Here is a 25,462-nt window from a genome sequence, read left to right as displayed (position 1 = left end):
TCCTTCAGCGAACGGTGGCTAGTGGGCGAACAGGGAGACCGGGACGGCCTAAGGCGGGGGCACCGGGATCAACACGGCGCACGGGTTCCTCTTCTTCAACGTTGGAGTTGTCCAGCTTTTCGAGAAGGTTGAGGGCAACGATCCTCGGCACCTCTAGGCGAAGCTGGATCTGCTGAGTCATCTCCTCGCGTGAGAAGCCTTTACGGCTGTCAGACCAGTCGTAGGTGAACTTCTTGGCGAGCTTGCCTACGCCGACTTCCTCCAGTCCCTTGACGATGGCGAAGGAGCGACCCTTGCGAGTGAGGTTGAGCTTGTTGGTGACGTACATTGCGGTTCTCCTTGTTGGTTTTGACGTTCCAGAGGCCTTTCTAACGAGTTACTTCTGGAACCTGTTTTATGAGTTGGTTCTAATATCAACATTGAGCATCTGGTAGGCGAGTCCGTAAGCTGAAACAAAAGAACAGCCCCAGAAACCACGGAGCCACCGCACTTCTTTAGGCTCCGTACACCGGAAGCTCAAGCACGCACGAGAAAGCCCCGTGAGTCAGAAGCTCACAGGGCAAAAAGAAGGACCCCCGTAAGGAAATCGTCCAAAACCTTACGGGGGTCCGTCACACACGAGAACAGCTGTCCAAGCCGTCACAGCGTTATATCAACAAGACTCACTCATCGTCATCAGCCTCCACCGGAGTGATGAGGTCACGGTAGATGTCGATACCTCCGAACTGAGCACCGTAGCGCTGGCCGTTGTCGAGAACAATCAGCGTGTCCTCGCCGTACTGATCGGCCGCCTCCTGAAGTGCGCGCATAAGGTCTCGCACCGTCACGGTGTTCTGAACCTGGTCGGGCGTGTAGCCCGTGTTGTCCTCAATAGCGAGAAGAATCCGAGTCACGTCGTCAGTCATGATTGCCTCCTACAGAAGTCGATGGATGGGTGATCAGTCTCAGAGCACCTGAAAGTGATCTTCGCCAGGGATAAACCCAAGGGTCGATGCTTATCTCTGCGGCCTTTCGTCGTTAAGTCCACTCTGACAGGACTCTCTAGAAGCGCAACTTTCTAGCAAGACTGCTTGAAACTAATCTCCCGTAGACAGAAGCCGCTTCCACCGAATCCATACAAGCACCCCTCAGAGGTCACCAGCGCCGTTCTGACGCGGCTTTACAGCAACCACGAATCAATACGCTTATCCGTGCCCGACGAGCGCAGAATGCGAGCCAGCGCCGAAGCCTTCTGTACACCGGTAGCTCAAGCGAGCAAAAGCAAACCCCCTCCGAGCGAAAGAAGGGTTAAAGCTCGGAGGGGGCGCTTGCTTGCCATTTTGTTTGGGCAACGAATATCAGAGCTCAAGCTCCTCGTCCGTGAACTCCTCGTAAGGCGGATAGAGGTCGGGGAACTCAGGTGACAGGAGCGCGGCACGGAAGGCGCGCTTGAGAGCGCGAGCCTGATCCGGCTCAACGTGCGCAAGCTCACGAGCCTCAGCTCGGAGCCGTAGCAACTGCTCTTGAACTCGCTCATCGCTCCCTCTCAACTCTTCTGCCCTTAAGCGAAGCGAACGCCGCACACGGGCAGTCGCAAGAGCGTGCTGGATCTGGAACGCACGCTCAGAGTCTTCAAGCGGTCGAGTGTACGGGGCGATCTGGTCAAACATGGTTTCTCCTTAGTTAGGGGTTTGGGTGGCTTTCTAACGCGCTCAGCCAGAAAGCCGTTCAAACGGTTCCAGGAGGTCACCAGTGACGCTCTGAGCGAGCTTCCCAGCGTGGACGCATCATCGTGTGCCCAGCGCACTCGACAGCGGAGAACGCGAGCCAGCCGATCAAGCGTTACGTACACCGGAAGCTCAAGACGCAAAGAAGAAGCCCCACACCGGAGTTCTGAGTTACGGTGTGGGGCTCTTCCCAACATAGGAAATGAAGGTGATGGTTGTGATTCGAGAAACCTCCTTACATCGGCAACTAATATCGGCTTGAGTCAGCGGCTCACGAGGTTCTGGAACCACGACAGGCTCATGAAGAAGTCAGCCACAGCGTTCACGGTGGACGTGACAAGACCAACGATCCACTCACCTAGGGCCACGAGGTCCCAGTTGAAGACCGTGAGCAGGGCGAGCACGATACCCGACAGGATGAGAGCACTGACGACTCCCCAGATTAGACGGAACATGAGCTATCTCCTTTGTCGTCGGTAGTTGCGGGCGTCACGCCAAAGCCAGAGAGCGCTTCATCCAGCTCAGACAGGGACACTCGGAACCACTCCGACCCGCCATAGGTGGTCTTGTGGTGCTGACCCTTGTCCTTGAAGTGCTGATGAACCTTCCGCTCAAGCTCCACAGGGTTCGTGCTCGGATAGGTTCGTAGTAGCACTAAATCCTCTGGCACCTCAGTACGGCGTGCTTGCTGGCCTACTCGGGCTTTCATGTCAATCCCACGACCGATCTTGATTAGGAAGCGTTTGTCCTCATTCTTGCTCTCGATGTGCGTCGGATAGCTGTAGGCGTAGACTCCCGCGCTTTCGATGTTCTCAACACGTCGGGCGCTTCGGCGTGCCTTACGTCGAGCTTTCCCAGACTTGGATCTATCCCGCGTGGGTTGAGCTGTTGCGTAAAGGTCTCTGAAGTAGCGCTCAGCCTCTTGGTTCCATCCATCGGGCCAGTAGCCAATAATCGAGAGAGACTGGGCGAACTCCTTAAAGATTGAGGAACTTTTGTCTTCAGCCCGAGGCAGGTACTCGGTATAGATGAAGACGTTCACCTGATTGTCTATCCACTCCCCTGTCCCTACGTCCAAGCGGTCTCGCAGGAGACTAACCAGCGTGGGAAGGTACTCGTCCAGGGAAGTGTCGTAGAAGTCAACGAGTAGTGACCGCTTGCCCCTCAGTCGCTTGAAGAGAACTCGTCGATTCTCTGGCAGGAGGTCTTCGTGAGTCACCTGTAAGCCGTAGCTGGAGTCACCTTCCCCAAGGATCTGCTTGTAGACCTCCAGAAGGGTCGATTTTCTGATCTGAGGCCCTTGGAGCACTAAGATCTGGCTCCCGTGATACCCAGTCATGGCCTGACCTACATGGAGTTGAAGCCACTCGTGAGTGTCTGGCGGGAAGCCGTTAAGCATCTCCTGGATCTTGTCTTCGTAAGTCATTGTCATTCCCTCCCTCGACGGCGGGAGTTGACCCGCGGCTGTCCCTTTAGACGTGCTTCCACAAGGGGGTGCGGCTTGATCTGGCCGCTGAAGAAGATCCCGTTGACGGTGTTCGTAACCTCGCGCTTCTCCTCCTCAGTCCAGTCGGCAGTAAGCTCCCCGATGAACGCCAGAACGTCCTCACGCGCTTGTTGGAACTTTGAGTTAGCCATTGGTCTTCTCCTCGATGCGTGCTCGGATCGCTTCGACTTGAGCGACAATCTCAGGCTTAAGCTCCCACGCGATCACTCTTCCGTCGTCGTCCGTAATCTCGTCGTAGTTGGCTGGCTCATACAGGGCGAGCTCTTCCAGGCTGGGGCTCCAGTGCTTCATCATGACTCTTCTCCTAGCTCGCCACTGTCACGCAGTTCAGTCTTGGAGTAGTAGCGCATCACAATGCCCTCGCCCTCTCTTAACCACGCGCGGTAGGTCTCTATTAGATCCTCCGCATTGTCACTGTGAACAGTCCATAGTCCGAGCGGGCAGTCTTCGGGAGTGGGCGCCTCGCAAGGCTCGGCTGCTTGAAGTTCCGGGTTGAAGTGTAAGTACGTCATCTCACTCACCGTCCTCTGTGGCTTGCTCGAAACGCTCACGCTGCTTACGAAGATCCTCAAGGGCCTTCTGTAGCTCCCTGTTGTCGCTGGCGATGCGAGGAACAACGGTGCGTCCCTTTGCGGCAGCTGCGGTCTGACGACGCTTAATGATTCGCTTCTTCTCTTCCCACGCTCGCAAGATCGCTTCGCCACTCGCCCTTCTGAGCCCCATGAGTTCGCAAGTAGCGAGCGCATCAATGAAGTCGTTTCGGGTACCTCCGTGCTGAAGGATCGCCTCTAGAGCCTCATCCTGGTTACGCGGAGTCAGCTTCTCTATGTACTTAGGGTTCAACTCATACAGGTGCGGACCGCGTGTGATGTTGCCGGTCTCAGGATCACGGTGCGCCTCAGAACGCTTCACTAAGCGGAGTACGTCCTTCCCACGAAGCATGACGATGGCGTTCTTAGCGGACTTGTCGCTATGTTCTCCCAGTTCTTGGACCATTGGGCGAGTGACAGCGTGTAGCTTCTTCCCGCTTAAGATCCGTGGAGCCACGATCAGCTGGATAATGTCCATCGCGGCGTCATGAGCGGGATACGCACGGCGGCGACCACCCGGTTTGGGAGTAGTGATCTCCAATAGAATGTCCGCGATCTTGACGGACAGCTTGAGGCTATGGATAGCCTTCTGGGATTGAGACTTGTATGCCATGATTTTTCTCCTTGGTAGAGGCTTTTGCGAGCGGGACCAAACGCTCACGGTTCTTATATCAACAAAGCTCTCTAACAGCCGAAAGACGAAGCCCCGCGGGAGAGGAAAAATCTGGAAAAACTCAATCCCGCGGGGCTTCGGCAAGATTTGGTCCCTTGCCTCTACACAAATGTAACGGAGAACGTCACACAGCCTTATATCAACAAAGCGGCCAGAAGACCGCGCGCTTCGGAGATTTTCTCAGATGACGCTCCGAGAGCTCGGTGTTGACGGGAGCTAAAGGGGGCTCAAGAGATCGTGCTGACAGGGGGCCTATCGGGAGCCAGCAAGAAGCGCGTCTTTCTCGACCTCGAAAAACCGTCGCTTAGGGGGCCTATCGGGAGACGGTAAAAAGCGCGTCTTTCTGTGGGTCGAAAAGTGCTTAGGGGGCCAGTCAAGCTATAGAAACTCTTCTGGGTGCTATCTGCGTTGTAGAAAACCCCTGGAAGGCTGTTGCTTGTGCTCGCTAGCGCTCGCGTTCGGGCCAAGCCCTCTTGTTCTTGTCTCTCTTCAGCTTGTGGTGCTGGCACCACTCGCTCACCGGCACCGGAGCTGGCGCTCTTTGCTTGTAACGAAAAAACAGGGATGTAGCCGCATCTCGTGCGAGCCCCCGTAGCTCGCCAACGTCGCCCCGCCACCCGTGACTCTCTTAAGTCTCACTGCTGGTTGGAGATAATAGAGTCCTTCGCGCCGCGTCACGGTGCCATCCTTGACGGCGTTAGCCGCGTTCCAGCCTGCTCTACAGAAACAAGGCCGTGGGCCTTGACGCGAACGCTAGTGAGCAACAACCAACGGTGCCTGGAACGGTCTCGCGGATACTTGCCACTGTGGTACCTCGCGCCCCGCGAGCCAGAAAACTTTATAAAGCGCGTCCGTGGTCCCGCGTACACCGGAAGCTCGACCGGCGAAGAGAAAGCCCCCCGAGAGAGGATCAGCAACTCAATCTCAGGGGGCCGGTAAGTTCGTCAGCCTTACCGCGCAAGAGTGTCAACAGGCCTTGAGGTTCTGACTTCTGGCAGTAGCGCCTCTTGGATCAGCGGCACGTCTTTCGGCCTCACCCATACTCGACCGTAAGAATCCGTCAGGGTCCAGAAGCGCTTCCGCTCGCGGCACTGGTATGCGTTGAACATCTTCACGAGTTCGTGCTTGCCTGGACCGCTCACGGCGGCGGCCTCGAGGCGCGGATACAGGGGTACAAGCTCAACGTTCATGAGGTTGTTCTACCGAGGATCGTAGGCACCGTGCCAGCGGTCACCAGACGCCGCCAGAGCGAGTTTCCTGAGCCGGACGCATAATCACACGATCTGGGAGCCGACGAGCGGAGAACGCGAGCCAGCGCGTCGGCAGAGCGTACACCGGTAGCTCTGTAGGCTGTGACCATGAGCGACAACAACGGTGAAGCCTTCAGGCGAGGTAGCAGTAATGTGCCGAGCAATCCCGACCCCTCGACTTGGAACGAGACTGAGCTGCTGAACGCTATCGGTATTTTGAAGCGAGCGGCACCTCAAATGCCAACGCCCGAAATATTGGAGGAAACCTGGGAAACACTCACCGGACAGATCTTCTTCATGATCAAGTCGCCTGAGCAGATGAATGAGTTACACGAAGCCGTCTTCCAGGTCGTCAACAATCCGATTGCCCCCGACAGTCTCGTGTCAAAGTACGAAACCTGGATGCGGTCGCTATCCCCAGACGGTTCGATTCCCCCGAACGCGGAGAGCTATTTGGCCGCGAGGTATCGCCAGAACTAGGCTCCGTACACCGGTAGCTCACCGAAAACGAAAGAAGGGCCACGATCCGTAGACCGTGACCCCTCGCTGTATGTGGATGCTCAGTAGTTCGTGCCGTGAGCCTTGTTGTAGGCCTCGATCACGGCACGGGGAACAGCGCCGCGGTCACTCTTGATCAGGGAGCTGACCTCCTTGCCCTGCTCCTTCGCCCACGCTCGAATCTCCTTCGAGGGCACAGCGGAGCCGCCGCGTCGTGTGGTGCTTGCCGTAGAGGACCCACCGCCAGCCCGTCGCGCCTTCTCAATGAAGGGAGCGAGCGCGTCACGGAGCTTCGCGGCGTTCTCCTCCCCTAGATCGATCTCGTACTGCTTGCCATCGAGAGCGAAAGTGAGGGTCTGAACGTTCTCGGTGATCGAGTTGTCCAGGTCGTCTGCCAAGATAATCTGTCGCGCCATGAGCCCGAATATAACTCAAGCTCCGACGATGCGCATAGGACACGCCACCAGAGGTCACCAGACGCCGCCAGAGCGAGTTTCCCGAGACTCACGCATAATCACGCCATCCCTCCATACTTGAGCGGAGAACGTCAGCCAGCCGCTCTTGCTCTACCGCCCTTCCGTACACCGGTAGCTCACCGAAAACGAAAGAAGGGCCACGATCCGTAGACCGTGACCCTTCTTGGATTGATTTACTCGCTCACTCCCCTGATGAAGCGGATCACGAGGTTACGCTGATCGGCTCGTGCCTCCGAACCAGCGAGGTTCGGCTTAAGCACATTTCGGTCAATGACGTTCGGTGTGCCGGTACCGGTGTGACGGTCCGCCGCGTACTCACTTGGAGCCGGTGAACCGCTCGCACCGAACACGCCGTAACAGTCCACATCGATCACTTGAGGCAATCGAGTGTTCTCCGTGCGTGCCACAGTGTGCGCACCGAAGCCGACGACAGCGGGCACGGTGGTCTCTGTCGTGGGGCGGTACTCCCACTTCACGTTCATGACCACCGGCTGATCCTCGAGGCTTGCCCACGTGCCGGAGACCTCGAAGTCGCTGTAGGCTCCTCGCACCTTCGTGGCCCACGGGCCGCTGTAGGTGTCCACGGAGAAGTTCTTCTGGGTGACAGGTGCGCTGTTACCCGTGAAGAGTTCAACCACTCCTCCCTGATTCACGGCGCTCACTCGAAGCTGTCCACCTTGAGGGCTCGTGTCCGGCGTACTACCGATACGCGGGTAGCCCTTCTCGCCCTCAGGGATGCTCAAGCGCTCCCGAGGGTCAAGAGCAGGATCGTGCCAGAGGGTCACCGTGGTAGCGATCGGTGCCGCACCGTCGTACTGCCAAACCTGATCGGCCACGGGATAGGCCACGTTCACGCTGACCTCGCGCTCTTTGTTGTCGCGGAACATCTCGTAGTAGTTCGAGATTGTGTCCTCATAGGCCGCGCCTCCGTTGCCTCCCTCCACGCGGTTGCTGTGGCTTGAAACGTTGTCCGTTGCTCCATTTCGTGAAGAGGCACCGGCAGCGTTCGGGTTGGTCGTACACTGGATCGAGCAGTGCTTGTCGTAGAAGCCCAGATCACTCGTGCGGATCAAAGCTCCATCGGTCACGGGGTAGCCACTGAATCCGAATAGCTTCGATCCCTGAGCCGTGGGAATGCTTGATTGAGCCGTGGTGTGGATCACTGCCGTCACACCGGTGTTGGTGTGGATCTGGCTGACGATCCTGTAGTCCTTGCCTTCGGTGCCGTAAGCACGCAACGCCGCGGCAAGCTCCTCAGGGTTACAGTGAACCGAGAGGATCTGCCAGAAGCCAGTAACCTCCGGAGTTCGCGTGTTGTGCCAGTTTATGAAAGACTCGCTCCTCTTGTACCAGCCCTCAGTCTGGATGCCTGCCCCGCTCATCGCGTCTGAGATGTTGTAGTTTCGCGGATCGTCCACTGTGACCAACGGGTAGGTGACCGTGGTGCGGCAGTCTTCAGGAGCGCGACCGGCTCCACAGTGGTACTCCTCTCCGAAGCGCTCGTTCTTTCCAGCGTGCGGTGAACCTTCCGAGTTGCGGCCCGTGTGCCACACGTTCTCAAGCTCGTAGGCGGCAGGAAGCTTGTCGTTGTTCACCCACGTTCCCCATACCCACTGAGAACCGTTCCAGGTTTGGATGCGGCTTTGGGCGACAGAGCGTAGCCAGCGGTCGGTCTGTTCACTCTCGATGGTTGCCCATGTAGTGCGCTCGTACACGTTGAGCACACCTCCTTCGGCTAGACCTTCCTGGTTGGACTGGTTCAGCTCAAGGTCAGGAGTCTCGAAGCCCACATCGGCACGGATAGCACCCTCAACGGTCTCGTAGATGCTGGTGTCACGAGAGAGGCTGTCACGCACGGCTCCGAAGTTTGTTCGCGCCGCCGTACCGGACTGATCCCTTAGGTTGTCCTCGCCAATGGGGTCCTTGCCATTGAGATTAATCATTCTCGTTACGTCCGTGACGTAGGCGTAAGGCTCCGTCCAGCGGGTCGATCCCTGTACGAAGGCAGTCTCGTTAGCCCATCGGCCTTCAGCACAAGCGCGCCCGTAGAAGTCCGCATAGTGGGAGCGTTCCACAGCGTTAGCGTTCGCCGCACTGCTTGAATCTCCCCTTGCGCCAAGGATCACACGATTGTCCCCCGAGAAGCTGGGACGGGCGCTGTAGCTCTGAGTGTGGAGCACATTCACGCCTGACGGATTCACGCCAGCGATACCCGTGCCGTCCGTGGTGCGTCCGCTGTAGGAACTCTTGAGTTCGTTGAACCAGGAGACGTTACACTTGACGGCCAGAATCTGCCAGAAGTTCTCGATACGCTGCGTGCCCAGAGTCTTGCCTACGCTGTGGCTCCTCGATCCGCTGACCTCGCTCCAACTCGACCACGCCCCGTAAGAGCAGTTGCCGATGTTCACGCCGTCCCTGTAGTCACAGGTCGCGCTGCGGGTGCGGCGTTCGGTCCAGCTTTGACTCAGGCTCAAGGTAGCGCTGGTGGTGAAGCGGCTGATACTGAGCACGCCCCCCTCCGCGAGGCCGGCCCTATTGTTGGCGTTCAAGGTAGGCGCGTTCGGCGTCGTCCTGTCCGTCGTGCTCTTGGCCGCCTCGATGCTGGACTTCTTGGTGCCGTACCCGCCGTTGCCGCTCGTAGCGATGGAGTCATAAAGCTCACCGAAGGCGCTCTTCTGAGTCTGTGTCTCTCGATTCAGCTTGCTTGAACCGTTCGGAGTCTCGGGAGCAATCTGTGTCTGCCAGGAGTAGATGCCGGTGATGGTCTCGGCAGTGCTTCCCGGTCGAGTCTCAGCCTGCGTTGTGGTGCGGCGCTCAACGTCGTCCTTCACGCAAATCACGTAAGTACCGTTGCGGTTCAGCCCTCCCGCGTACTGATCGATGGCGTCACCGCCAGCCGGATTCGACCACGCAAGGGTGGCCGTTCCCGAACTCATCTTCGCCGCGTTACCGTTAGGCCAAACGATCCAGTAAGCCCTCACGAAGTCCGGCGATTCGCAAATGTCCTTGAGGGCCTGTCCACCGGAGGACCCGCGAACGTAGGAGTCATAGCCTCCGTGTGCGCCGATACCTTGAGCGTTACGTAGGTCGTTGATGTTGTTGCTGTAGGTCCAGCGCCAGCCGGAGGGTAGACCTCCTCCGCCGCCGCTTCCGGTGCCTCCACCAGGTAGACCGGTGAGCGCGCTTGCGGCTGTAGCGCCTGTGAAAACGAGAGCGAGTCCGAGGACTAGAGCTGTCAATCCTTTCTTAAGCTTCATGGTCGTCCGCCTCCTTGACGGGTGGTTGTTGTTGTGCCGAATATCACGGCCCACCACATCTCTAACGATCCCTGCCAGAAGGCTCCGTACACCGGAAGCTCAGCAAGCCTCCTCGTGACTTCATTACCCGAGAACGTGTCACACCAAGAGACAGCCGCCCTCGATTCACTTGTGAGCTTGAGAATGTGTCACACCAAGAAGCGATTCACTATGGAGCATGAGTCGCCAGCTCGACTCAACTGCGTGTGACACCAAGAGCAACTTCTCAAAGACTCTCGCGTACCGCACTCGCTCTCGGCTCAGCTATGTGCGACACACACATTTGAAGACAGACAGCCGCTCGCTGACTGAACTTGAGGACGTGTGACACATAGCGCGAGAACGTGTCACACCAAGAAGCGACTCACCGGGGAGAGAGACCTCTTCTTGAGAACGTGTCACACCAAGAGCCTCGCTCGCTTACCGCGAGTCGCTTCCAGCCGACGAGCCGAAAGAGTGATCCACAAACGCTCTATTTTGGAACGCGCTGAAGGTTCATTCAGAAGGCGGTCCGGGAAAGCTTCATTTCCCAGAAGTGCTCGCATACTGCTTACAGTGTGGAAAGGCTTGTTAAACAGAGCGGCCGTCGGAGCTCAGGGTGTAATCCAGTAAACGATGAGTTACGGCAGTTGTTGAAAGGCGCTGAAGACTTGGAGACAGAGCAGTCCAGGGACTCTTTTCGTTGGCGGGGTTGAAAGCCGTTGTTGGCTTGAAGGGAGTCGCATCCAAGGAGGCTCTACGTTGGCAGGATTTTAGGAAGCTTCTTAAAGGAGGGAGTGGGGGTCCAGGGGGGTACCCCTTGGTCGTCGTAAGACGAAACGCAAGATTACCGAGCGCCGTGGGTTTCTCGCGCGCAGTACGGGTTCAGCCATGTTTGAAGTTAGTGGTTGAACTCGTCAAGAGGGGTCCCCACTATCTTCACCCACTACTTCAGGCTCTAGGTTCAGTCCCTAGGTTCAGTCAGCCCGTGCCGATATTCCTTTCACAACAACGAAAGGAGTCCACCATGACTGAACCGGTCAACCCATTTCTTGACGAAGATGAGGAAACCGGCGCCCCAGAAGCGCCTCGTGTACCTACTTTCCGCATCCAGCGCCCGACTTTGCCGACTAGTGAACCCGTGGCTGAACTAGTGGCTGAACCACCAGCGAGTCCGGTGAATCCACTGTTAGAAGACGACGAGCCAGAGGCTCCCGCGCCTGTTAGAACGCTGGTGACTACGCCAGTGAAGCCGGTGGCTTCCGCTCCGAAGTTCGGTGAGAAGGGCTACAGGAAGGGTGTGCCGAACCCCCGTCGAGCAACCCCACGAGCGCGCCTCACTGAGGGTGGCGCGCCGTTGCTTGCGTTCGTGGCGAAGTTCCCTGGAGCCACCGCTGAGGCGGTCTCGATCCTGCGTAAGTCACAGGCTAGCCCCGTGTACGAGGGTGGGAAGTTACTCACTGTACCCGGTGCGATGAAGCAACTGGAGAAGTTCAAGAGGCTCGGCTTGGTTGAGTCTCACCGCCGTTCTAACAACGGTGAGGCAGTGACTCATTGGGGTGCTACCGAGGCTGGCGTGCTCGCGGCTCAGCAGTTCGGCTTCCTCGAAGAACCTAACGAGGCGAGTCCTGACGCCCTTGAGGGTATGAGCTTGTCGCATCTGAACCACTTGCGTTTCGTCGCTCTCGTGGCGGCTCAGTTCGCCTCTCCGGAAAACTTCTTTAAGGATAAGCTCTCTCTCCCTCCGGTGCCACTCAAGTATCTCATCAGTGAGCAGCAGGTGCGCCGTGACTTCAAACCTCTGGAAACCGCTTTAGGAGCGAACAAGAAGGAGGGTAAGCTCAGTGACTTTGGCGTTTGGCGTAGTCAGAAGATTGAGGAGATTCAGAAGGAGGTTGAGGGTGGGTTTCTCTCTTGGAACGAGGTTCTAGAGGCGCACCCTGAGCTTCGCGTAATGGGGCTCCCCGCATCGAAGTTCCCCAACTCTCGACCGAAGACGAAGCACCTACCAGACCTAGTTGTTTCCCTTGAGTCTGTCCGTAAGGGCGCCCAGAGCAAGTCGATCATGGTTGAGATTGAGCTTAGTAAGAAGCACTGGGACGATTACGAATCTCTATTGCGCTTGTACGCGGCCGAGCTTCGTCACAGGTTCGCCTACGGTCGAGTGATCTACTTCACGGTTCAGAACGGTGTCGGAGCACTCATGAAGAGGATTGACCAGAAGCACGAGTTCGGCCTGTTCAAGAGCGGCGCGCTTTCCGTGATCGAGCTGACTCACCGTGACGGTTCACCGGTCAAGCTCAAGAGAAGGATCGGTGATTGACATGGACGAGCAGAAGCCAGAATCAAGTGACCTTGATTCACTGAAGGCCTTCCTTGAAGAAGCCTTCCCGGAATTGGAGTGGGACCTATGACTGAGTACAAGCACCCCGCTCCTGGCCTACCGAAGGATTCGTGGTTCACCAAGGGTGAGCTAGCTGAGCAAAAGGCTCGCAACATTCACGCTCAACTTGCCGTGGACGTGCCACACCGTCAACCGATGGAGTGGTGGATCCGCACGGGGCGTGCTCGCTACCGCGCCCTGACTACCGACATCTTCCAGTGCGATGAGTGCGAAACCCTTTGTATCGTCGCTGACCTACTCGCCCAAATGTCCGAGAACTAGAAAGGAGACCTCTAATGGACGCAACCCAGATAATCACCCTTGCCGCTGTCGGCCTCACCGTTCTCGTTGGCGGTGCTGTGGCCGTGCGGCTTCTATTACCGCGGCTGATTCGCAAGATGGCACTGCGCAAGCTCAATGAGGCCCAACTGGCCGAGTTCGATGTGCTGGCAGAGCTACTTGAGAACGGTGAGGTTGTGGACACCCTCGCTCCCCCGCAGGCGTTCCAAGTGCCCATCGACCGCGAGAGCAACAAGAAGCCACATCAGCAGAAGCCGTGGCTCTCCCCGTACCCGGAAGCCGTGAAGGCCGCGAACAAGCGCCGCAAGCACGAGCTGAAGGGCAAGCAATACACCCTCACCCGCAAGCAGATCGCCGCCGCCGCGAGCATGGTCTCCGTCGAGGTCATGCCTGAAGCACTACAGCCCGCCAACGCCGGTCCTGAGCACTTCTTCATCACGTTCCAGCTTCGCGGGCTGACTGAGCAGAAGATCAAGGGTCTGGCACCGCACATCATTGCTCAGCTAGGCCTTCACTCCCTCCTCCCCATGCCTTCCTCGGACTACCGCTCGGTTCGCTTCGAGGCGCACACTGTCGAGCCTGTGGATCGCTTGACGAACGAGAAGCACGGGCGTGACTTCTTCGAGGCTCACCCTGTCGAGAACCTTGCTTCGATCCCTCTCGCGGTGACAGCTAACGGTGAGGTCTGGAACTACCCCACGCACCACGGGCTCATCCTCGGCATGACTGGTTCCGGTAAAGGATCGCCGCTCCAAGGCCTGATCCGACAAGTGGCTCCCGCTGTAAAGGAGGGTCGAGTGCGCCTGTTTGGTATTGATCCGAAGAACAGTGAGTTCAAGTCCTTCTCTGAGTCCTCATTGTTTGAACAGCTTGTGCTTGGACAGGCTGAGGACAACGTGCCAGAGGCGATGGCGTTGATTGAGCGTACCTATGACCTCATGATGAAGCGCGGGCGGGAGGTCCGGGTGAATCTTGAAGACGCTGACCTCGGACGCTCACTGGATTACACCACCGAGACACCGCTGATCCTTCTGATGATCGATGAGCTACTTAGCCTCTTGATCGCCTTCCAGGATCGAGGTAAGGAGGGCAAGCGCTGTATCACCCTTCTCACTACCATCCTCGCTCAGGGGCGCTCTTTGGGTGTCATCGTGATTGCCGCTACACAGGAAGCCGACAAGGAACTTCTGGGAAGGATGCGTAACAACTTCGCTAATGTGATCGTGCTGAAGCAGCCCTCGGCCTACTTCAATGATCTCTTCCTAGGCGAGGGTGCCGCCGCCGCTGGCTTCGACTCCACGAAGATTGCGCCCGCGAACAAGAGCAACGGTTACGCCACCGCGGGTATTGGCTTCGTGAAGGAAGAGACCGGCAACCCCGTGCGCGTGCGTTTTGCCTACAGTTCGGACCGCGACATTGCCGATCTGGTTCTCGCTAACCGTAAGCCACTGGCTTCCAGGGTCCAGGTTCAGGAGGAAGATCCGTTCGAGGAACCAACCGAGAAGGACATTGAAGAATCTTGGGGCTTCGTGGACGGCCCCGAGGAAGATGACGAAGACGATAACGGCGAGGCGGGCCTACCGCCCATCAAATAAGGAGAAAGGAAATGAGTGAGTCAATCTGCCCACAATGTAAGCGGAACATCAATTACATATCCCCCGGTAAGACTCGTCTGGGCATGAAGCCTATGACCATCGATGAGGCCATAGCAGAGGATCCGGGTCTACCCATAGATTGCGGTCACTGCGGTTACGAGCTTTATGACGGTCGGGGCAACAAGCGAACCTCCGGCAAGGGCTGGCGTCCCACGCGACCGCGGAACTATGACGCGCTGAAGAAGAGCTACAAGCGGGAGACGCAACTAATGTCAGAGGATGGCTATGTTCACTACGGGATGCTTAGCAAGCTACAGAAGCGCGGCTATGAGGTTCCTCGTGACTTCTCCGGGAACTCGCACGCCCTTGCTATGCGTCTCGGTATCACTCATGAAGAACTGGCACGCCTATGGCAGACCACCACGAGCGACCTTCGCAGACGAGGAAACTTCACACTCAGCGATTAAAGCTCAAACGCAAAGCCCCCGAAGTACACAAAGATGAGCTTCGGGGGCTTTGCCTTAAGGAGGCCGTACCAACAACGACGCAGAACCAATATCAGAAGGTCACTGCTCGCAGTCTCCGCGAGCTTCTCGAATCGGACGCACGATCACACGCCCATCCACTCTGCGACCCCAGATCACGAGCCAGCGTCGGCGTGCCTCCTATGGCTCTGTACACCGGAAGCTCAAGCTCGCAAGCGAAAGGGTCACGATCCGTAGACCGTGACCCCTGTGCTGTCGATCAGCCGCGCGTGTTGTAGGTGATGGGCGTGCCACCGATGACGAGCACGCTGGTTACCTCGCTTCCATCTGCGCGCATCTCCTTGAGGGTGTTCAGAAAGTCCTCGTGGTGCTCAGGCGAAACGATGGAACGCCACTCCTCGGACTCGACCCACTGCTTGCTGGTAACGGTTGCCATCTCAGTCCTCCTTGTTGGTTAGCTGGTCCCAGAAGCCCTTGCTGAACTCCTTGGTCTCTTGCCACAACCGGTCCACCTGCTCACCGGCTCGCTGACCGGTCTCGTAAGCCGGAGTGGGTGGCTCACTGGGCGGCTCGGTGGCTTCCGGAAGCGAGCCAGTGGGTGGCTCGCTCGGTGGCGTAGTGGCTTCGTCCGTGGCCTCTGGCTCAACGGTCACGTGGACCACTGGCGCAACCGGTTCACGCAGGAAGGGCCGAGAAACCACGAAGATTGCGAACAGCGCGAGGATGGTCACGGAGCCAATCAGCACGAGCCGGTTTAGCCTTGTCATGGACTGGAACCGTAACCGGTCTACTGAGAAGCGCAACCACTAAGCCAGGGCTAACCGGCTCGCTTAAGCCAGAAGAACCATTAGTGGTTGTGGCGTCACTCGATCTAGAAGCCGGTAGCTAAACCACTAGTGGTAACCGGACTCTGTTAGGTGGTTGCGAAGTGGACCGGCTCTCAAGAGACCACTGGCTTGTGTTCTCCGCTCGCGGACTCGAAGGCCGAGTCATTGTGCGTCCGGCTCAGGAGACTCGCTCTAGCGGCGTCTGGTGACCGCTCATGACCGACTTCTACTCTTCCGTGCGGCCAAGGTTCTCCAAGGCGTCGAGGCGAGCTTGCTCCTCCTCAGACAGCGGCGCTCCCCACTCCTGCTCACCTACATCAAGCTTGCGCAATGGAGTGTCCGCCAACTCTTCAGCGGTCATGCCATCGAACTCGTAGTGAGGTTCGTTCCAGTGGATCGTGACTCGCTTCTTGAAGACCTCGTAGGACTTGCCAGCGTGTCCGCGAGTGCCGGGACCGATCACCACAGAGTTGATCTCCTGCCTTAAAGCAAGTTGGGTGTCCTCGAAAGACTGTTCATGTATCTTCTTATAGCGCGCCCAAGCTTCTTCCCGCGTCGCGATGAGTGTGGGCTTGTCCCTCTGCTCACTGTAGAAGACCGAACGCTCCTTCTGAAGCTGTCGCCGCTCTTGATCAAGGCGCTCCACCTGAGGGAACACGATGGATCCTGAGAGCATGTCCGTGTTGTACGCCTCCATGAGCTCGTCAATCTTGCGGGCGACTGATTCAAGCTTGTGCTCGTCGGGCCAGGTCTGCTTCTGTACACCGGAAGCTTCGTTGTCCAGGCGTATCGTCTTCTCAAGCAGGTAGCGGAACACAACCCTTCGCAGGTAGTTCTCTAAGCGCTCTGCCGCGATGCCTAGGTGTGTCGAGCCGTTAGCCGTGCAGGTGTAGGAGTGCGTGCGTGGCGGCTTCATGAGGGCTCCATAGAGAGGCTTGCCACAGCGGCCACAGCGTAGGAGACCCTGAAGCAACCACTTGCCTTGCCGCTCCCCCTTGCGTGTCCTCTTCTTCAGCATCTCCAGGGCGGCCTCACGATCTTCCAGGGAGATGATCGGTTCCCAGACTCCCTTGACGAACTCACCGTTCTCGTCCGTCACGGGTTCGCCATTGAGCTCTCGGATACCTACCGTGCGCCAACTGAAGAGCACGCGATGAACCGGCGTCCAACCCCACTTGCTTGAGCCGTCCGTGGTGAGCACGCCTTGCTTCTCCCACTTACGCCGGATGCTTGTGATTGAGGCGCCCATGAGAATGTCCTTCACGGCGGCCCTGATCAGAGCGGCTTCCTCAGGGTTGTGGGTGATCGCGTCCTTCTCGAAGCCGAAGGGCCTCCGGTGTTGGATCCCTGGCTCCCCCTTGAGTGCTTTGTGACGGTTGGTGGCCTTGATGCGCTCCGAGATTCGGTCAGCTTCAGCGGCGTCCCAGGCGGCCACTGTGAGGGCAACAGCTCGACCGTCAGCCGTGGTGAGGTCGTGGCTGCCTGAAACAACTGTCTTGATCTGAAGGGCACCAGACTCAGCGAGGTTGATCAGCTCGATCCATTCAAGCGGTCGTCGAGTGAGCCGAGAGTTGGAGTAGGCAATGATCGTGTCAACGAGGCCTGCTCGCACCGCGGATAGCATCTCCTGGTAACGAGGGCGGACTTTGTTTCCAGTCCTATTGCTGGCCCCAATGTCGTTGTCGATCTTCACGTCTACTACCTCAAGGCCTAGACGCGCCGCCAACTCACGGCAATCCTTCTCCTGACGCTCAACGCCGACTGCCTCCCCCTCGCGATCATCGCTGATCCGGCAGTAGATGACTGCTCTTCCGTCAAACGCCACTTTTGCTCCTCGCCGAAAACCTACGCGAAACCATTAAACAACGTTAAGCGACCACGGGCCAGGCGGTGGTGGCGTTCGTGATCCTCAAGGAGAGCTTCCTCGCGGAGCACACCCCCGAGGGACTGGCGCAGCAGCTGCGGCTCTGGGTCGGCGAGCAGATCGGCGCGATCGCCCGTCCCCGCGACGTCTACATCGTGGGCGAATTGCCCAAGACCCGCTCCGGCAAGATCATGCGGCGGCTGCTGCGGGACGTCGCCGAGGGACGCGAGGTCGGCGACACCACCACGCTCGCCGACACCGCGGTCATGAGCATCATCTCGGCGCAGGTCCGGTAGGGCAGACCTCTCCTGATTGACGAGACCCCGCCCTGTCCACGCGAACAGGGCGGGGTCTCGTCATTCAGACGGGGTCTGTCGCTGAGGGCGCTGGGTATCGGTCGACACGGATGCCGGACGACACCCGGCCCGAGCGGGCTCACGCCAGGAGGAACACGACCTCGACCTCGACGGGGCTGTCCAGCGGCAGCACCGGCACGCCGACCGCCGCGCGGGCGTGCCGTCCGGCATCCCCGAAGATCTCGCCGAGCACCTCGCTCGCGCCGTTGATGACGCCCGGCTGACCGGTGAACGCCGGATCCGACGCCACGAAGCCGCCGACCCGCAGGACTCCCCCGATCCTCTCGAGGCCGCCCGCGGCATCCGCGGCCGCCGCCAGCGCGTTCAGCGCGCACGTGCGGGCGTACCCCTTGGCGTCCTCGGGGTCGACACCGGCGCCGACCTTGCCGGTCGCGGGGAGCGCGCCGTCAACGAAGGGCAGCTGGCCAGACGTGTGGACGAGACCGGAGTGCACCACGGCGGGCACATAGGCTGCGACCGGGGCGGCGACCGCGGGCAGTTCGATGCCGAGCTCGGACAGGCGGTCGGCGAGGCTCATGCCGCGCCGCCCTCGAACTGGCGCGCGGCCTGCTCCGCGGCGGCGAGGCCCGCGTCGTTCGCGCCGTCACCGGCGGCGGGCCGCTTGAAGTACGCGACGAGGCCGCCTTCCGGCCCCTGGACGACCTGCACGAGCTCCCAGCCCTGCTTGCCCCAGTTGTTGAGGATGGCTGCGGTGTTGTGGATCAGCAGCGGCGTGGTGAGGTATTCCCACGTGGTCATGGCACTCCTGCGGGTCGGTGACGCTGCGGGCGCAGGCCCGGCGTCGAGGTGGTTTTTCAGGGAACTCCCCTACGATCTAGCGTATGCCTCAGAACAATCGCACGCTGAAGGGCGTGCTCGGCGGTCTCGTCGGGCTCGTCGGCCTCAGCGCCGTCGCCGGTGTCCTCGTCACGGCGACTGTGACCCCCGCGATCGCGATGACGGGCCTCGCGGGTTCCGCAGCCATCAACCTCTTCGAAGAGCTGCCGAACGACCTCAAGCCGGACGCCCCGATGGAGCCGACGACGATCTGGGCCACGCGCGGCGACGGCTCCAACGTCAAGCTCGCGTCGTTCTACGACCAGAACCGCATCCCGGTGACCTACGAGCAGGTCGCGCCGGTGCTGTACGACGCGATCCTGTCCAGTGAGGACAAGACGTTCTACGAGCACGGCGGCATCAACATCGGCGCGACGGCGAAGGCCCTCATCGACTACGCCAAGGGGACGTCCAGCCGAGGCGCGTCGACGATCAGCCAGCAGTACGTGAAGAACGTACTCGTGCAGCGGTGCGAGAAGCAGGCGTCCCCCTCCCAGGAGGGCTACGCCGAGGAGCTGGCGAAGTGCTGGACCGACGCCACCAACGCGTCCGGCGCCGAGGGCATGGAGCGCAAGCTCCAGGAGATGCGCTACGCGCTCCAGATCGAGAAGGAGTACTCGAAGAACGACATCCTCCTCGGGTACCTGAACCTCGCGAACTTCGGCGGCACCACCTACGGCATCGAGGCCGCGGCCCAGTACTACTACGGAGTGTCGGCAGCGAAGTTGAATCTGAACCAGGCCGCGACGCTGGCCGGCATGGTGCAGAACCCGAACTCGTTCCGCATCGACATCAAGGCCGGGTCGATGACGGATGCGGACGGCAACCCCATCAACAGCGAAGCGGACGGGTACGCCAAGACCCTCGACCGACGCGACTACGTGCTGGGGCGTCTGCTCGCCGACGGCAAGATCACGCAGGAGCAGTACGACACCGTCATCGCGGAGCCGATCACGCCGAGCATCCACCCGGCGACGCAGGGGTGCGCCGCAGCCGGCAAGAACGCCTACTTCTGCCAGTACGTGAAGTCGGTCATCCAGTCCGATGAAGCGTTCGGCGAGACCGACCAGGACCGGCGCGACACGCTGCAGCGCGGCGGCCTCGACATCTACACGACGCTGAACCTGGACCTCCAGCAGACCGCGATCGAGACCATGGCGGAAAACGTGCCGGCCCGCATGGACGGCATCAACGTCGGAGCGGTGGGCGTGCAGCTCGAAGCGAGCACCGGCCGGATCCTCTCGATGTCTCAGAACACGGACTTCAGTGAGTCCGCGAGCGCCACCCCGGGATCGGGGCTGTCCGCGCAGGTGTACGCCGCGGACAGCGCGCACGGCAGTGCAAACGGCTTCAACGTCGGATCGACGTACAAGCTGTTCACGCTGCTGGACTGGCTCGAGCAGGGACACTCGGTCAACGAGGTGCTGGACGGCCGTGTGCGGACCATCACCCCGTTCACGATCTGCGGCGAGTCCGTGCCGAACAGCACCAAGATCGAGAACTCCGGCAACGTCGGAGGGTACACGGGCACCCCGATGCGCTTCACGTCCGCGTCGCTCAACACGGGCTATCTGGCCATGGCACAGCAGCTCGACCTCTGCGACATCAACAAGATGGCGGAGCGCCTGGGCGTCAAGCTCGGCAACGGCGGATCCGTGACCGAGCAGAACTTCCCCAACAACGTGATCGGCGACAAGGCGATCGCGCCTCTCGACATGGCGGGGGCCTACGCGACGGTCGCGAACAAGGGCATCTACTGCACCCCTCGCGCGATCGACAAGATCGTGAAGCAGGACGGCACCGAGATGGAGCTGCCGGCTTCGTCATGCGAGCAGGTGATCTCGCCCGAGGTCGCCGCCACTGCGGCCTTCGCCCTCCGCGGTGTGATGAACGGCGGCACGGGGTCGTCGGCGAACCCGTACGACGGCACGCCGCTGATCGGCAAGACGGGTACGCACGAGAAGACCCAGACCATGATGATCGAGTCGAGCACGAAGGTCACCACGGCCGTCTGGGTCGGCAACGCCAGCGGCAACGCGTCCCTGCGCGCACACGGCCTGAACAACAAGCGCTTCGCCATCGCGGAGGACATGCAGCGCACCGCCAACCGCGCCTTCGGGGGCGAGTCGTTCCCCGAGCCGGACAAGAACCTGACCCGTCAGGTCCTCAAGGACCTGCCGAACGTGGTCGGCATGAAGGTCGACGAGGCGACCTCGACCCTCGAGAAGGCCGGCTTCACGGTCACGGTCGGCGCTCCCGTCGACAGCGACCAGCCGACCGACGTCATCGCCGCGCAGTCGCCCGGCGCCGGAAAGGTCGCCGGAGGCGCGACGGTCACCATCTCGCCGAGCAACGGACAGGGCACGACGGTGCCCGACGTGACGGGGCAGAAGGCGAACCAGGCGCAGGCGTCGCTCGCGGGCGCGGGACTCAGCAACCTGAGCTGGGATGCGTCCTGCGCGGTGCCGGGGGCCGAGGTCTCCGGGACGAACCCGGCCGCGAACACCGCGGTGAACAAGAGCGCCAGCATCGCGATCACCTGCGCCAACGGCAACGGCAACGGCAACGGCGACGACGACTGATGACGAGGTCATCCTCGACGCACCCGGCCCTCATCGCGCTCGGCGCGGTGGGGGCCGCCGGCGTCGCCGCCGCGGTGTGGGGCATCGGCATCGAGCGATACCTGTTCACACTCCGTGAGGTCTCCGCACCCGCTCTCCCGCCGGGCTCCCCGCCGATCCGCGTGCTGCACGTCTCTGACGCCCACATGGCGCCCTGGCAGCATCGCAAGCAGGACTGGCTGGCGTCGCTCGCGTCGTTCGAGCCTGACCTGATCGTCAACACGGGAGACAACCTCGGCCACCGCGAGGGCCTCGCCGGCATCCGCCGTGCGTTCGCCCCGTTCAAGGGCATCCCGGGCGTCTTCGTGCACGGATCCAACGACGTGCACGCCCCTTCGCCTCGCAACCCCGTGAAGTACTTCACCGGCCCGTCCAAACGGCACAGCGCCCCCGAACTGCTCGACACCGAGGCCATGGACGCGTACTTCACGGACGAACTGGGCTGGACGGATCTGAACAACACAGCCGCTCGCCTTCGTGTCGCCGGCGCCGACCTCGACCTCGTCGGGGTGAGCGACGCGCACCGGGACTGGGATCGACTGGACCTGCTGCCGGACGCCCTGGCGGCGATCGGCGCCGGAGACGGCACTCCCCTGCTCGGTGTCACGCACGCCCCCTACCAGCGGGTGCTGAACGCGTACGTCGATCTCGGCGCGGACGCGATCTTCGGCGGGCACACCCACGGCGGCCAGGTGTGCCTGCCCGGATTCGGAGCGATCGTGGCGAACTGCGACATCCCGCTGAAGCAGGCCAAGGGGCTGAGCACCTGGACGCACGGCGGACGCGCGGTGCCCCTGAACGTCAGCGCCGGGTGCGGCCATTCCATCTACGCGCCCGTCCGATTCGCCTGCCGCCCCGAGGCGACGCTGCTGACCCTCACGGCACGCGGATGAGGCGGCGCCGATTCGGTCTCAGCGGAGATTCGTTGTAGACTCGAACGGTTGTCGACGGGGTGTGGCGCAGCTTGGTAGCGCGCTTCGTTCGGGACGAAGAGGCCGCAGGTTCAAATCCTGTCACCCCGACAAACGAGAGGGCCCGCCGCAAGGTGGGCCCTCTCGCGTATCAGGACACGCTGGAGATCCGATGAACCCCACTCGCCTCGTCGCCTTCGACCTCGACGACACGCTCGCGCCCTCGAAGGGAGCCATCGACCCCCGGATCGCGCGGCTGCTTCGCGCCCTGCTGCAGACCGTCGAGGTCGCCATCATCTCGGGGGGCAACGAGGACCAGTTCCGCCGCCAGGTCATCGCCCAGCTGGGCGACGCGGACGCCGCCGAGCTCGGACGCCTCCATCTGCTCCCCACGTGCGGCACCCGGTACCTCCGGCACGACGGCACGGACTTCGCCGCGGTCTACGCGCATGACCTCTCCCCGGAGGAGAAGGATGCCGCGTTGACCGCGCTGCGCGAGGAGGCCGAGCGCCTGGGCCTGTGGGAGCCGGAGCCGTGGGGTCCGATCCTGGAGGACCGCGGTTCGCAGATCACCTTCTCCGCCCTGGGACAGCAGGCGCCCCGGGAGGCCAAGCACGCGTGGGATCCCGACGGCACCAAGCGCGGCGCGCTGCGGGATGCCGTGGCGGCACGCCTCCCCGGGCTCGAGGTGCGCTCCGGAGGCTCCACGTCGATCGACATCACCCGCGCGGGTATCGACAAGGCCTACGGCATGTCCGCTCTCACGGAGCACACCGGCATCCCCCTGGCGGACATGCTCTTCTACGGCGACCGCCTCGACGTCGGCGGGAACGACTACCCGGTCCTGGCTCTCGGTGTGCGCTCGATCGCCGTGGAGGGCTGGGAGGACACGGCCGACAAGCTGGACGAGCTCCTCACGACGCTGTAGCCGGCGATGGGGCGGCGGACGCCCTAGCATGGCGGCATGGAACCGCTCACCCTCGTCATCATCGTGGCCGCCGTCACCAGCGCCGCCTGCTGGGTGCTGTCCCTCTTCACGCGCGACACCTCGTGGGTGGACCGCGCGTGGTCGATCGTGCCGGTGATCTACGTCTGGATCTTCGCCGTCGACGGGCTGGCGTCAGGGGCCGACGCGACCCGGCTCGTGGTCATGGCCGTGCTCGTGACCGCGTGGGGCGTGCGGCTCACCTTCAACTTCGCCCGGAAGGGCGGCTACACCGGCACCGAGGACTACCGCTGGGCGATCCTGCGTGCGCGCCTGTCCGCAGGGCAGTTCCAGGTCTTCAACCTGCTCTTCATCGTCGGGTTCCAGATGACGCTCCTGGTGCTCATCACGCTGCCGGCGGGCGTCGCTCTGCGTCACCCCGCGCCGTTCACCGGGTGGGATGCCGCGTTCACCGTGCTGTTCGTCCTGCTGCTGGCCGGCGAGACGATCGCCGACCAGCAGCAGTGGGAGTTCCACCAGCGCAAGGCCGCCGCGGGCGGCGTCCTCGCCGACGGCTTCCTCACCACGGGCCTCTTCCGATACAGCCGGCACCCGAACTTCTTCTTCGAGCAGGCCCAGTGGTGGGTGTTCTACGCCCTCGGGGCCACCGCCGCCGCGGCATCCGGTGCCGGCTTCGTCGGCGGTGTCCTGAACGCTTCGCTCATCGGCCCCGTCCTGCTGACCGCGCTGTTCGTCGGATCGACCATCTTCACCGAGTCGATCTCGGCCTCCCGGTACCCCGCGTACGCCGATTACCGTCGGCGCACGTCGATGATCGTGCCGTGGCCGCCGCGGGAGCGAGTGCCCGCTCGCTGAGCGAGGACGGCGGAGCCGACCGCACCGGAACGCGGTGACGGCCGCCGAGCCGTCGCGGCGTTTCGACTCGCTTCGCTCGCTCAACGAGCGAGATGGGGTGACGCTCGCTCAACGAGCGATCTGGGGTGACGCGCGCTCAACGAACGAGGGGGCGGTGCTCACTCAACGAACGAGATGGGGTGACGCTCACTCAACGGCCCGCTCAACGAGCGAGGGGCACGCCGCTCGGCTCAGCGAACGGAAGAGTACGCCTCTGCGCCCACCCCGCCCACCGGGACCATCCGCTGCAGCTGCGTGACGTGGCCGGGCTCGAGCTCGGCCAGCGAGGAGACCCCGAGCAGGCGCATCGTGCGCTCGATCTCGGTGCGCAGGATGGCGATCGCCCGGTCGACGCCCTGCCGCCCGCCGGCCATCAGTCCGTACAGGTAGGCGCGACCGATCAGGGTGAAGTCCGCACCGAGCGCGACGGAGGCGACGATGTCCGCACCGTTCATGATGCCGGTGTCGATCATCACGGTGAACTCCTCGCCCACGGCCTCGCGCACCTTCGGCAGCAGGTGGAACGGGATCGGCGCGCGATCCAGCTGGCGCCCCCCGTGGTTGGAGAGCACGATGCCGTCGACTCCGGCATCCTTCAGCCTGACCGAGTCCTCGACGTTCTGCACGCCCTTGATGACGATCTTCCCGGGCCACAGGTCGCGGATCACGGCGAGGTCGTCGTAGCTGATCGTCGGGTCCATGGCGGCGTCGAGGAGCTCTCCGACGGTGCCACCCGTGGAGCTGAGCGAGGCGAATTCAAGCTTCGGCGTGGTGAGGAAGTCGTACCACCACCACGGCCGCGGGATCGCGTTGATGATGGTGCCGAGCGTCAGCTGCGGCGGGATCGAGAATCCGTTGCGCTTGTCGCGCAGGCGGGCGCCGGCGACCGGGGTGTCGACCGTGAAGTGGAGGGTGTCGAAGCCGGCCGCGGCTGCGCGGCGCGTGAGCTCGTAGGAGATCTCCCGGTCGCGCATGACATACAGCTGGAACCAGTTGCGCCCGTGGGGGTTGGCCGCCTTCACGCCCTCGATCGACGTGGTGCCGAGCGTGGACAGCGTGAACGGGATGCCGGCTGCTGCGGCGGCCCCCGCACCGGCCTCCTCGCCCTCGGTCTGCATCAGCCGGGTGAAGCCGGTCGGTGCGATGCCGAACGGCAGGGACGACGGTCCGCCGAGGATGTCCACGGTGGTGTCCACCTGCGGGGCGGGCTTCAGGATGCCGGGGTGGAACTCGACGTCCTCGAACGCCTGACGCGCGCGGGAGAGCGACAGCTCGCCCTCAGCTGCACCGTCGGTGTAGTCGAACGCGGCCTTCGGCGTGCGCCGCTTCGCGATCTTCCGCAGATCGTAGATCGTCAGGGCCGCATCGAGGCGACGCTTGCGTCCGTCGAACTCCGGCTTCTTGAAGGACATCAGCTCGAGGATCTCGGCCGGGTTCGGGAGCTGGCGCTTGACCATGGTCTTCCTTT

23 protein-coding genes, 1 tRNA gene and 1 pseudogene are annotated in these 25,462 nt (G+C 61.3%); 9 read left to right on the top strand and 16 right to left on the bottom strand.

Annotated elements, in window-relative coordinates:
- Positions 1–4 precede the first annotated feature (4 nt).
- The 8 genes from KYX17_RS00335 to KYX17_RS00300 all read right to left on the bottom strand — a co-directional run bounded on the left by KYX17_RS00335 (position 5) and on the right by KYX17_RS00300 (position 4,416).
- Positions 5–328: a hypothetical protein gene (locus KYX17_RS00335; protein WP_243224564.1), complete on the bottom strand. Its 324-nt coding sequence runs from the start codon at positions 326–328 to the stop codon at positions 5–7.
- Between the two features lie 334 nt (positions 329–662).
- Positions 663–905, bottom strand: coding sequence for a hypothetical protein (locus tag KYX17_RS00330; RefSeq protein ID WP_243224563.1), 243 nt, complete (start codon positions 903–905; stop codon positions 663–665).
- 432 nt (positions 906–1,337) lie between these two features.
- Positions 1,338–1,649, bottom strand: coding sequence for a hypothetical protein (locus KYX17_RS00325; protein ID WP_243224562.1), 312 nt, complete (start codon positions 1,647–1,649; stop codon positions 1,338–1,340).
- 320 nt (positions 1,650–1,969) lie between these two features.
- Entirely contained in the window at positions 1,970–2,161 is a 192-nt protein-coding gene (locus KYX17_RS00320) for a hypothetical protein (protein ID WP_243224561.1), read from the bottom strand.
- A complete protein-coding gene (locus tag KYX17_RS00315) occupies positions 2,149–3,132 on the bottom strand; it encodes a GIY-YIG nuclease family protein (protein ID WP_243224560.1) in 984 nt (327 codons plus the stop codon). The genes KYX17_RS00320 and KYX17_RS00315 overlap by 13 nt, the downstream gene beginning before the upstream one ends.
- A gap of 2 nt (positions 3,133–3,134) precedes the next feature.
- A complete protein-coding gene (locus KYX17_RS00310; protein ID WP_243224559.1) occupies positions 3,135–3,344 on the bottom strand; it encodes a hypothetical protein in 210 nt (69 codons plus the stop codon).
- Positions 3,337–3,507: a hypothetical protein gene (locus tag KYX17_RS00305; protein WP_243224558.1), complete on the bottom strand. Its 171-nt coding sequence runs from the start codon at positions 3,505–3,507 to the stop codon at positions 3,337–3,339. Before KYX17_RS00305 ends, KYX17_RS00310 begins: the two co-directional genes overlap by 8 nt.
- A 219-nt stretch (positions 3,508–3,726) precedes the next feature.
- Positions 3,727–4,416: a hypothetical protein gene (locus KYX17_RS00300; RefSeq protein ID WP_243224557.1), complete on the bottom strand. Its 690-nt coding sequence runs from the start codon at positions 4,414–4,416 to the stop codon at positions 3,727–3,729.
- 1,418 nt (positions 4,417–5,834) lie between these two features.
- On the opposite strand from KYX17_RS00300, the gene KYX17_RS00295 reads away from it, so the two are divergent.
- On the top strand, positions 5,835–6,206 hold the full coding sequence (locus KYX17_RS00295; RefSeq protein WP_243224556.1) for a hypothetical protein: 372 nt from the start codon (positions 5,835–5,837) through the stop codon (positions 6,204–6,206).
- An 80-nt stretch (positions 6,207–6,286) separates the two neighbouring features.
- Here KYX17_RS00295 and KYX17_RS00290 read toward each other — a convergent pair whose 3' ends face one another.
- Positions 6,287–6,640, bottom strand: a complete 354-nt coding sequence (locus KYX17_RS00290) for an Lsr2 family protein (protein ID WP_243224555.1) — start codon at positions 6,638–6,640, stop codon at positions 6,287–6,289.
- A 233-nt stretch (positions 6,641–6,873) separates the two neighbouring features.
- Entirely contained in the window at positions 6,874–9,957 is a 3,084-nt protein-coding gene (locus tag KYX17_RS00285) for a hypothetical protein (protein WP_243224554.1), read from the bottom strand.
- Between the two features lie 1,045 nt (positions 9,958–11,002).
- On the opposite strand from KYX17_RS00285, the gene KYX17_RS00280 reads away from it, so the two are divergent.
- Both KYX17_RS00280 and KYX17_RS00275 read left to right on the top strand, forming a co-directional pair.
- Positions 11,003–12,298 (top strand): hypothetical protein, encoded by a 1,296-nt coding sequence (locus KYX17_RS00280; RefSeq protein WP_243224553.1) that lies wholly within the window; start codon positions 11,003–11,005, stop codon positions 12,296–12,298.
- Positions 12,299–12,654: 356 nt separating this feature from the next.
- Complete coding sequence (locus KYX17_RS00275) at positions 12,655–14,253, top strand: FtsK/SpoIIIE domain-containing protein (RefSeq protein WP_243224552.1); 1,599 nt, start codon at positions 12,655–12,657, stop codon at positions 14,251–14,253.
- 744 nt (positions 14,254–14,997) lie between these two features.
- On the opposite strand, the gene KYX17_RS00270 is transcribed toward KYX17_RS00275, so the two are convergent.
- The 3 genes from KYX17_RS00270 to KYX17_RS32190 all read right to left on the bottom strand — a co-directional run bounded on the left by KYX17_RS00270 (position 14,998) and on the right by KYX17_RS32190 (position 17,390).
- On the bottom strand, positions 14,998–15,174 hold the full coding sequence (locus KYX17_RS00270) for a hypothetical protein (RefSeq protein WP_243224551.1): 177 nt from the start codon (positions 15,172–15,174) through the stop codon (positions 14,998–15,000).
- Position 15,175: 1 nt separating this feature from the next.
- Positions 15,176–15,469: a hypothetical protein gene (locus KYX17_RS00265; protein ID WP_243224550.1), complete on the bottom strand. Its 294-nt coding sequence runs from the start codon at positions 15,467–15,469 to the stop codon at positions 15,176–15,178.
- Between the two features lie 322 nt (positions 15,470–15,791).
- Complete coding sequence (locus tag KYX17_RS32190) at positions 15,792–17,390, bottom strand: recombinase family protein (protein WP_243224549.1); 1,599 nt, start codon at positions 17,388–17,390, stop codon at positions 15,792–15,794.
- 50 nt (positions 17,391–17,440) lie between these two features.
- Between KYX17_RS32190 and KYX17_RS00255 the strand changes: the two are divergent.
- A pseudogene (locus KYX17_RS00255) lies at positions 17,441–17,725 on the top strand (acetyl-coenzyme A synthetase); the annotation flags it as partial.
- A 139-nt stretch (positions 17,726–17,864) separates the two neighbouring features.
- Here the strand turns inward: KYX17_RS00255 and KYX17_RS00250 are convergent.
- Both KYX17_RS00250 and KYX17_RS00245 read right to left on the bottom strand, forming a co-directional pair.
- The gene (locus tag KYX17_RS00250) at positions 17,865–18,323 is read right to left on the bottom strand and encodes a RidA family protein (RefSeq protein ID WP_243224548.1); all 459 of its coding nucleotides are present in this window, start codon (positions 18,321–18,323) and stop codon (positions 17,865–17,867) included.
- Positions 18,320–18,544 (bottom strand): DUF4177 domain-containing protein, encoded by a 225-nt coding sequence (locus KYX17_RS00245; protein ID WP_243224547.1) that lies wholly within the window; start codon positions 18,542–18,544, stop codon positions 18,320–18,322. The genes KYX17_RS00250 and KYX17_RS00245 overlap by 4 nt, the downstream gene beginning before the upstream one ends.
- An 83-nt stretch (positions 18,545–18,627) precedes the next feature.
- Here KYX17_RS00245 and KYX17_RS00240 point away from each other — a divergent pair, with 83 nt between their 5' ends.
- The 5 genes from KYX17_RS00240 to KYX17_RS00220 all read left to right on the top strand — a co-directional run bounded on the left by KYX17_RS00240 (position 18,628) and on the right by KYX17_RS00220 (position 23,955).
- Complete coding sequence (locus KYX17_RS00240) at positions 18,628–21,204, top strand: transglycosylase domain-containing protein (RefSeq protein ID WP_243224546.1); 2,577 nt, start codon at positions 18,628–18,630, stop codon at positions 21,202–21,204.
- Positions 21,204–22,136, top strand: a complete 933-nt coding sequence (locus KYX17_RS00235; RefSeq protein WP_243224545.1) for a metallophosphoesterase — start codon at positions 21,204–21,206, stop codon at positions 22,134–22,136. Before KYX17_RS00240 ends, KYX17_RS00235 begins: the two co-directional genes overlap by 1 nt.
- A gap of 55 nt (positions 22,137–22,191) precedes the next feature.
- Positions 22,192–22,265: transfer RNA gene (locus KYX17_RS00230), tRNA-Pro, on the top strand.
- Between the two features lie 61 nt (positions 22,266–22,326).
- Positions 22,327–23,082: an HAD-IIB family hydrolase gene (locus KYX17_RS00225; protein ID WP_243224544.1), complete on the top strand. Its 756-nt coding sequence runs from the start codon at positions 22,327–22,329 to the stop codon at positions 23,080–23,082.
- A gap of 36 nt (positions 23,083–23,118) precedes the next feature.
- On the top strand, positions 23,119–23,955 hold the full coding sequence (locus tag KYX17_RS00220; protein ID WP_243224543.1) for a DUF1295 domain-containing protein: 837 nt from the start codon (positions 23,119–23,121) through the stop codon (positions 23,953–23,955).
- Positions 23,956–24,185: 230 nt separating this feature from the next.
- On the opposite strand, the gene KYX17_RS00215 is transcribed toward KYX17_RS00220, so the two are convergent.
- Positions 24,186–25,451, bottom strand: a complete 1,266-nt coding sequence (locus tag KYX17_RS00215; RefSeq protein WP_243224542.1) for an alpha-hydroxy acid oxidase — start codon at positions 25,449–25,451, stop codon at positions 24,186–24,188.
- Between the last annotated feature and the right edge of the window lie 11 nt (positions 25,452–25,462).

It is taken from the genome of Microbacterium sp. CIAB417, from assembly GCF_022788845.1.
The sequence above is the reverse complement of the archived record's forward strand: the minus strand, read 5'-3'. Positions and strand labels throughout refer to the sequence as shown.

Coding starts and splice junctions, on each gene's coding strand:
- KYX17_RS00270 (WP_243224551.1), bottom strand. CDS start 15,174: ATGGCAACCGTTACCAGCAAGCAGTGGGTCGAGTCCGAGGAGTGGCGT.
- KYX17_RS00305 (WP_243224558.1), bottom strand. CDS start 3,507: ATGATGAAGCACTGGAGCCCCAGCCTGGAAGAGCTCGCCCTGTATGAG.
- KYX17_RS00220 (WP_243224543.1), top strand. CDS start 23,119: ATGGAACCGCTCACCCTCGTCATCATCGTGGCCGCCGTCACCAGCGCC.
- KYX17_RS00335 (WP_243224564.1), bottom strand. CDS start 328: ATGTACGTCACCAACAAGCTCAACCTCACTCGCAAGGGTCGCTCCTTC.
- KYX17_RS00240 (WP_243224546.1), top strand. CDS start 18,628: ATGCCTCAGAACAATCGCACGCTGAAGGGCGTGCTCGGCGGTCTCGTC.
- KYX17_RS00215 (WP_243224542.1), bottom strand. CDS start 25,451: ATGGTCAAGCGCCAGCTCCCGAACCCGGCCGAGATCCTCGAGCTGATG.
- KYX17_RS00320 (WP_243224561.1), bottom strand. CDS start 2,161: ATGTTCCGTCTAATCTGGGGAGTCGTCAGTGCTCTCATCCTGTCGGGT.
- KYX17_RS00235 (WP_243224545.1), top strand. CDS start 21,204: ATGACGAGGTCATCCTCGACGCACCCGGCCCTCATCGCGCTCGGCGCG.
- KYX17_RS00245 (WP_243224547.1), bottom strand. CDS start 18,544: ATGACCACGTGGGAATACCTCACCACGCCGCTGCTGATCCACAACACC.
- KYX17_RS00295 (WP_243224556.1), top strand. CDS start 5,835: ATGAGCGACAACAACGGTGAAGCCTTCAGGCGAGGTAGCAGTAATGTG.
- KYX17_RS00325 (WP_243224562.1), bottom strand. CDS start 1,649: ATGTTTGACCAGATCGCCCCGTACACTCGACCGCTTGAAGACTCTGAG.
- KYX17_RS00300 (WP_243224557.1), bottom strand. CDS start 4,416: ATGGCATACAAGTCTCAATCCCAGAAGGCTATCCATAGCCTCAAGCTG.
- KYX17_RS00275 (WP_243224552.1), top strand. CDS start 12,655: ATGGACGCAACCCAGATAATCACCCTTGCCGCTGTCGGCCTCACCGTT.
- KYX17_RS00290 (WP_243224555.1), bottom strand. CDS start 6,640: ATGGCGCGACAGATTATCTTGGCAGACGACCTGGACAACTCGATCACC.
- KYX17_RS00280 (WP_243224553.1), top strand. CDS start 11,003: ATGACTGAACCGGTCAACCCATTTCTTGACGAAGATGAGGAAACCGGC.
- KYX17_RS00250 (WP_243224548.1), bottom strand. CDS start 18,323: ATGAGCCTCGCCGACCGCCTGTCCGAGCTCGGCATCGAACTGCCCGCG.
- KYX17_RS00310 (WP_243224559.1), bottom strand. CDS start 3,344: ATGGCTAACTCAAAGTTCCAACAAGCGCGTGAGGACGTTCTGGCGTTC.
- KYX17_RS00315 (WP_243224560.1), bottom strand. CDS start 3,132: ATGACTTACGAAGACAAGATCCAGGAGATGCTTAACGGCTTCCCGCCA.
- KYX17_RS00330 (WP_243224563.1), bottom strand. CDS start 905: ATGACTGACGACGTGACTCGGATTCTTCTCGCTATTGAGGACAACACG.
- KYX17_RS00225 (WP_243224544.1), top strand. CDS start 22,327: ATGAACCCCACTCGCCTCGTCGCCTTCGACCTCGACGACACGCTCGCG.
- KYX17_RS00285 (WP_243224554.1), bottom strand. CDS start 9,957: ATGAAGCTTAAGAAAGGATTGACAGCTCTAGTCCTCGGACTCGCTCTC.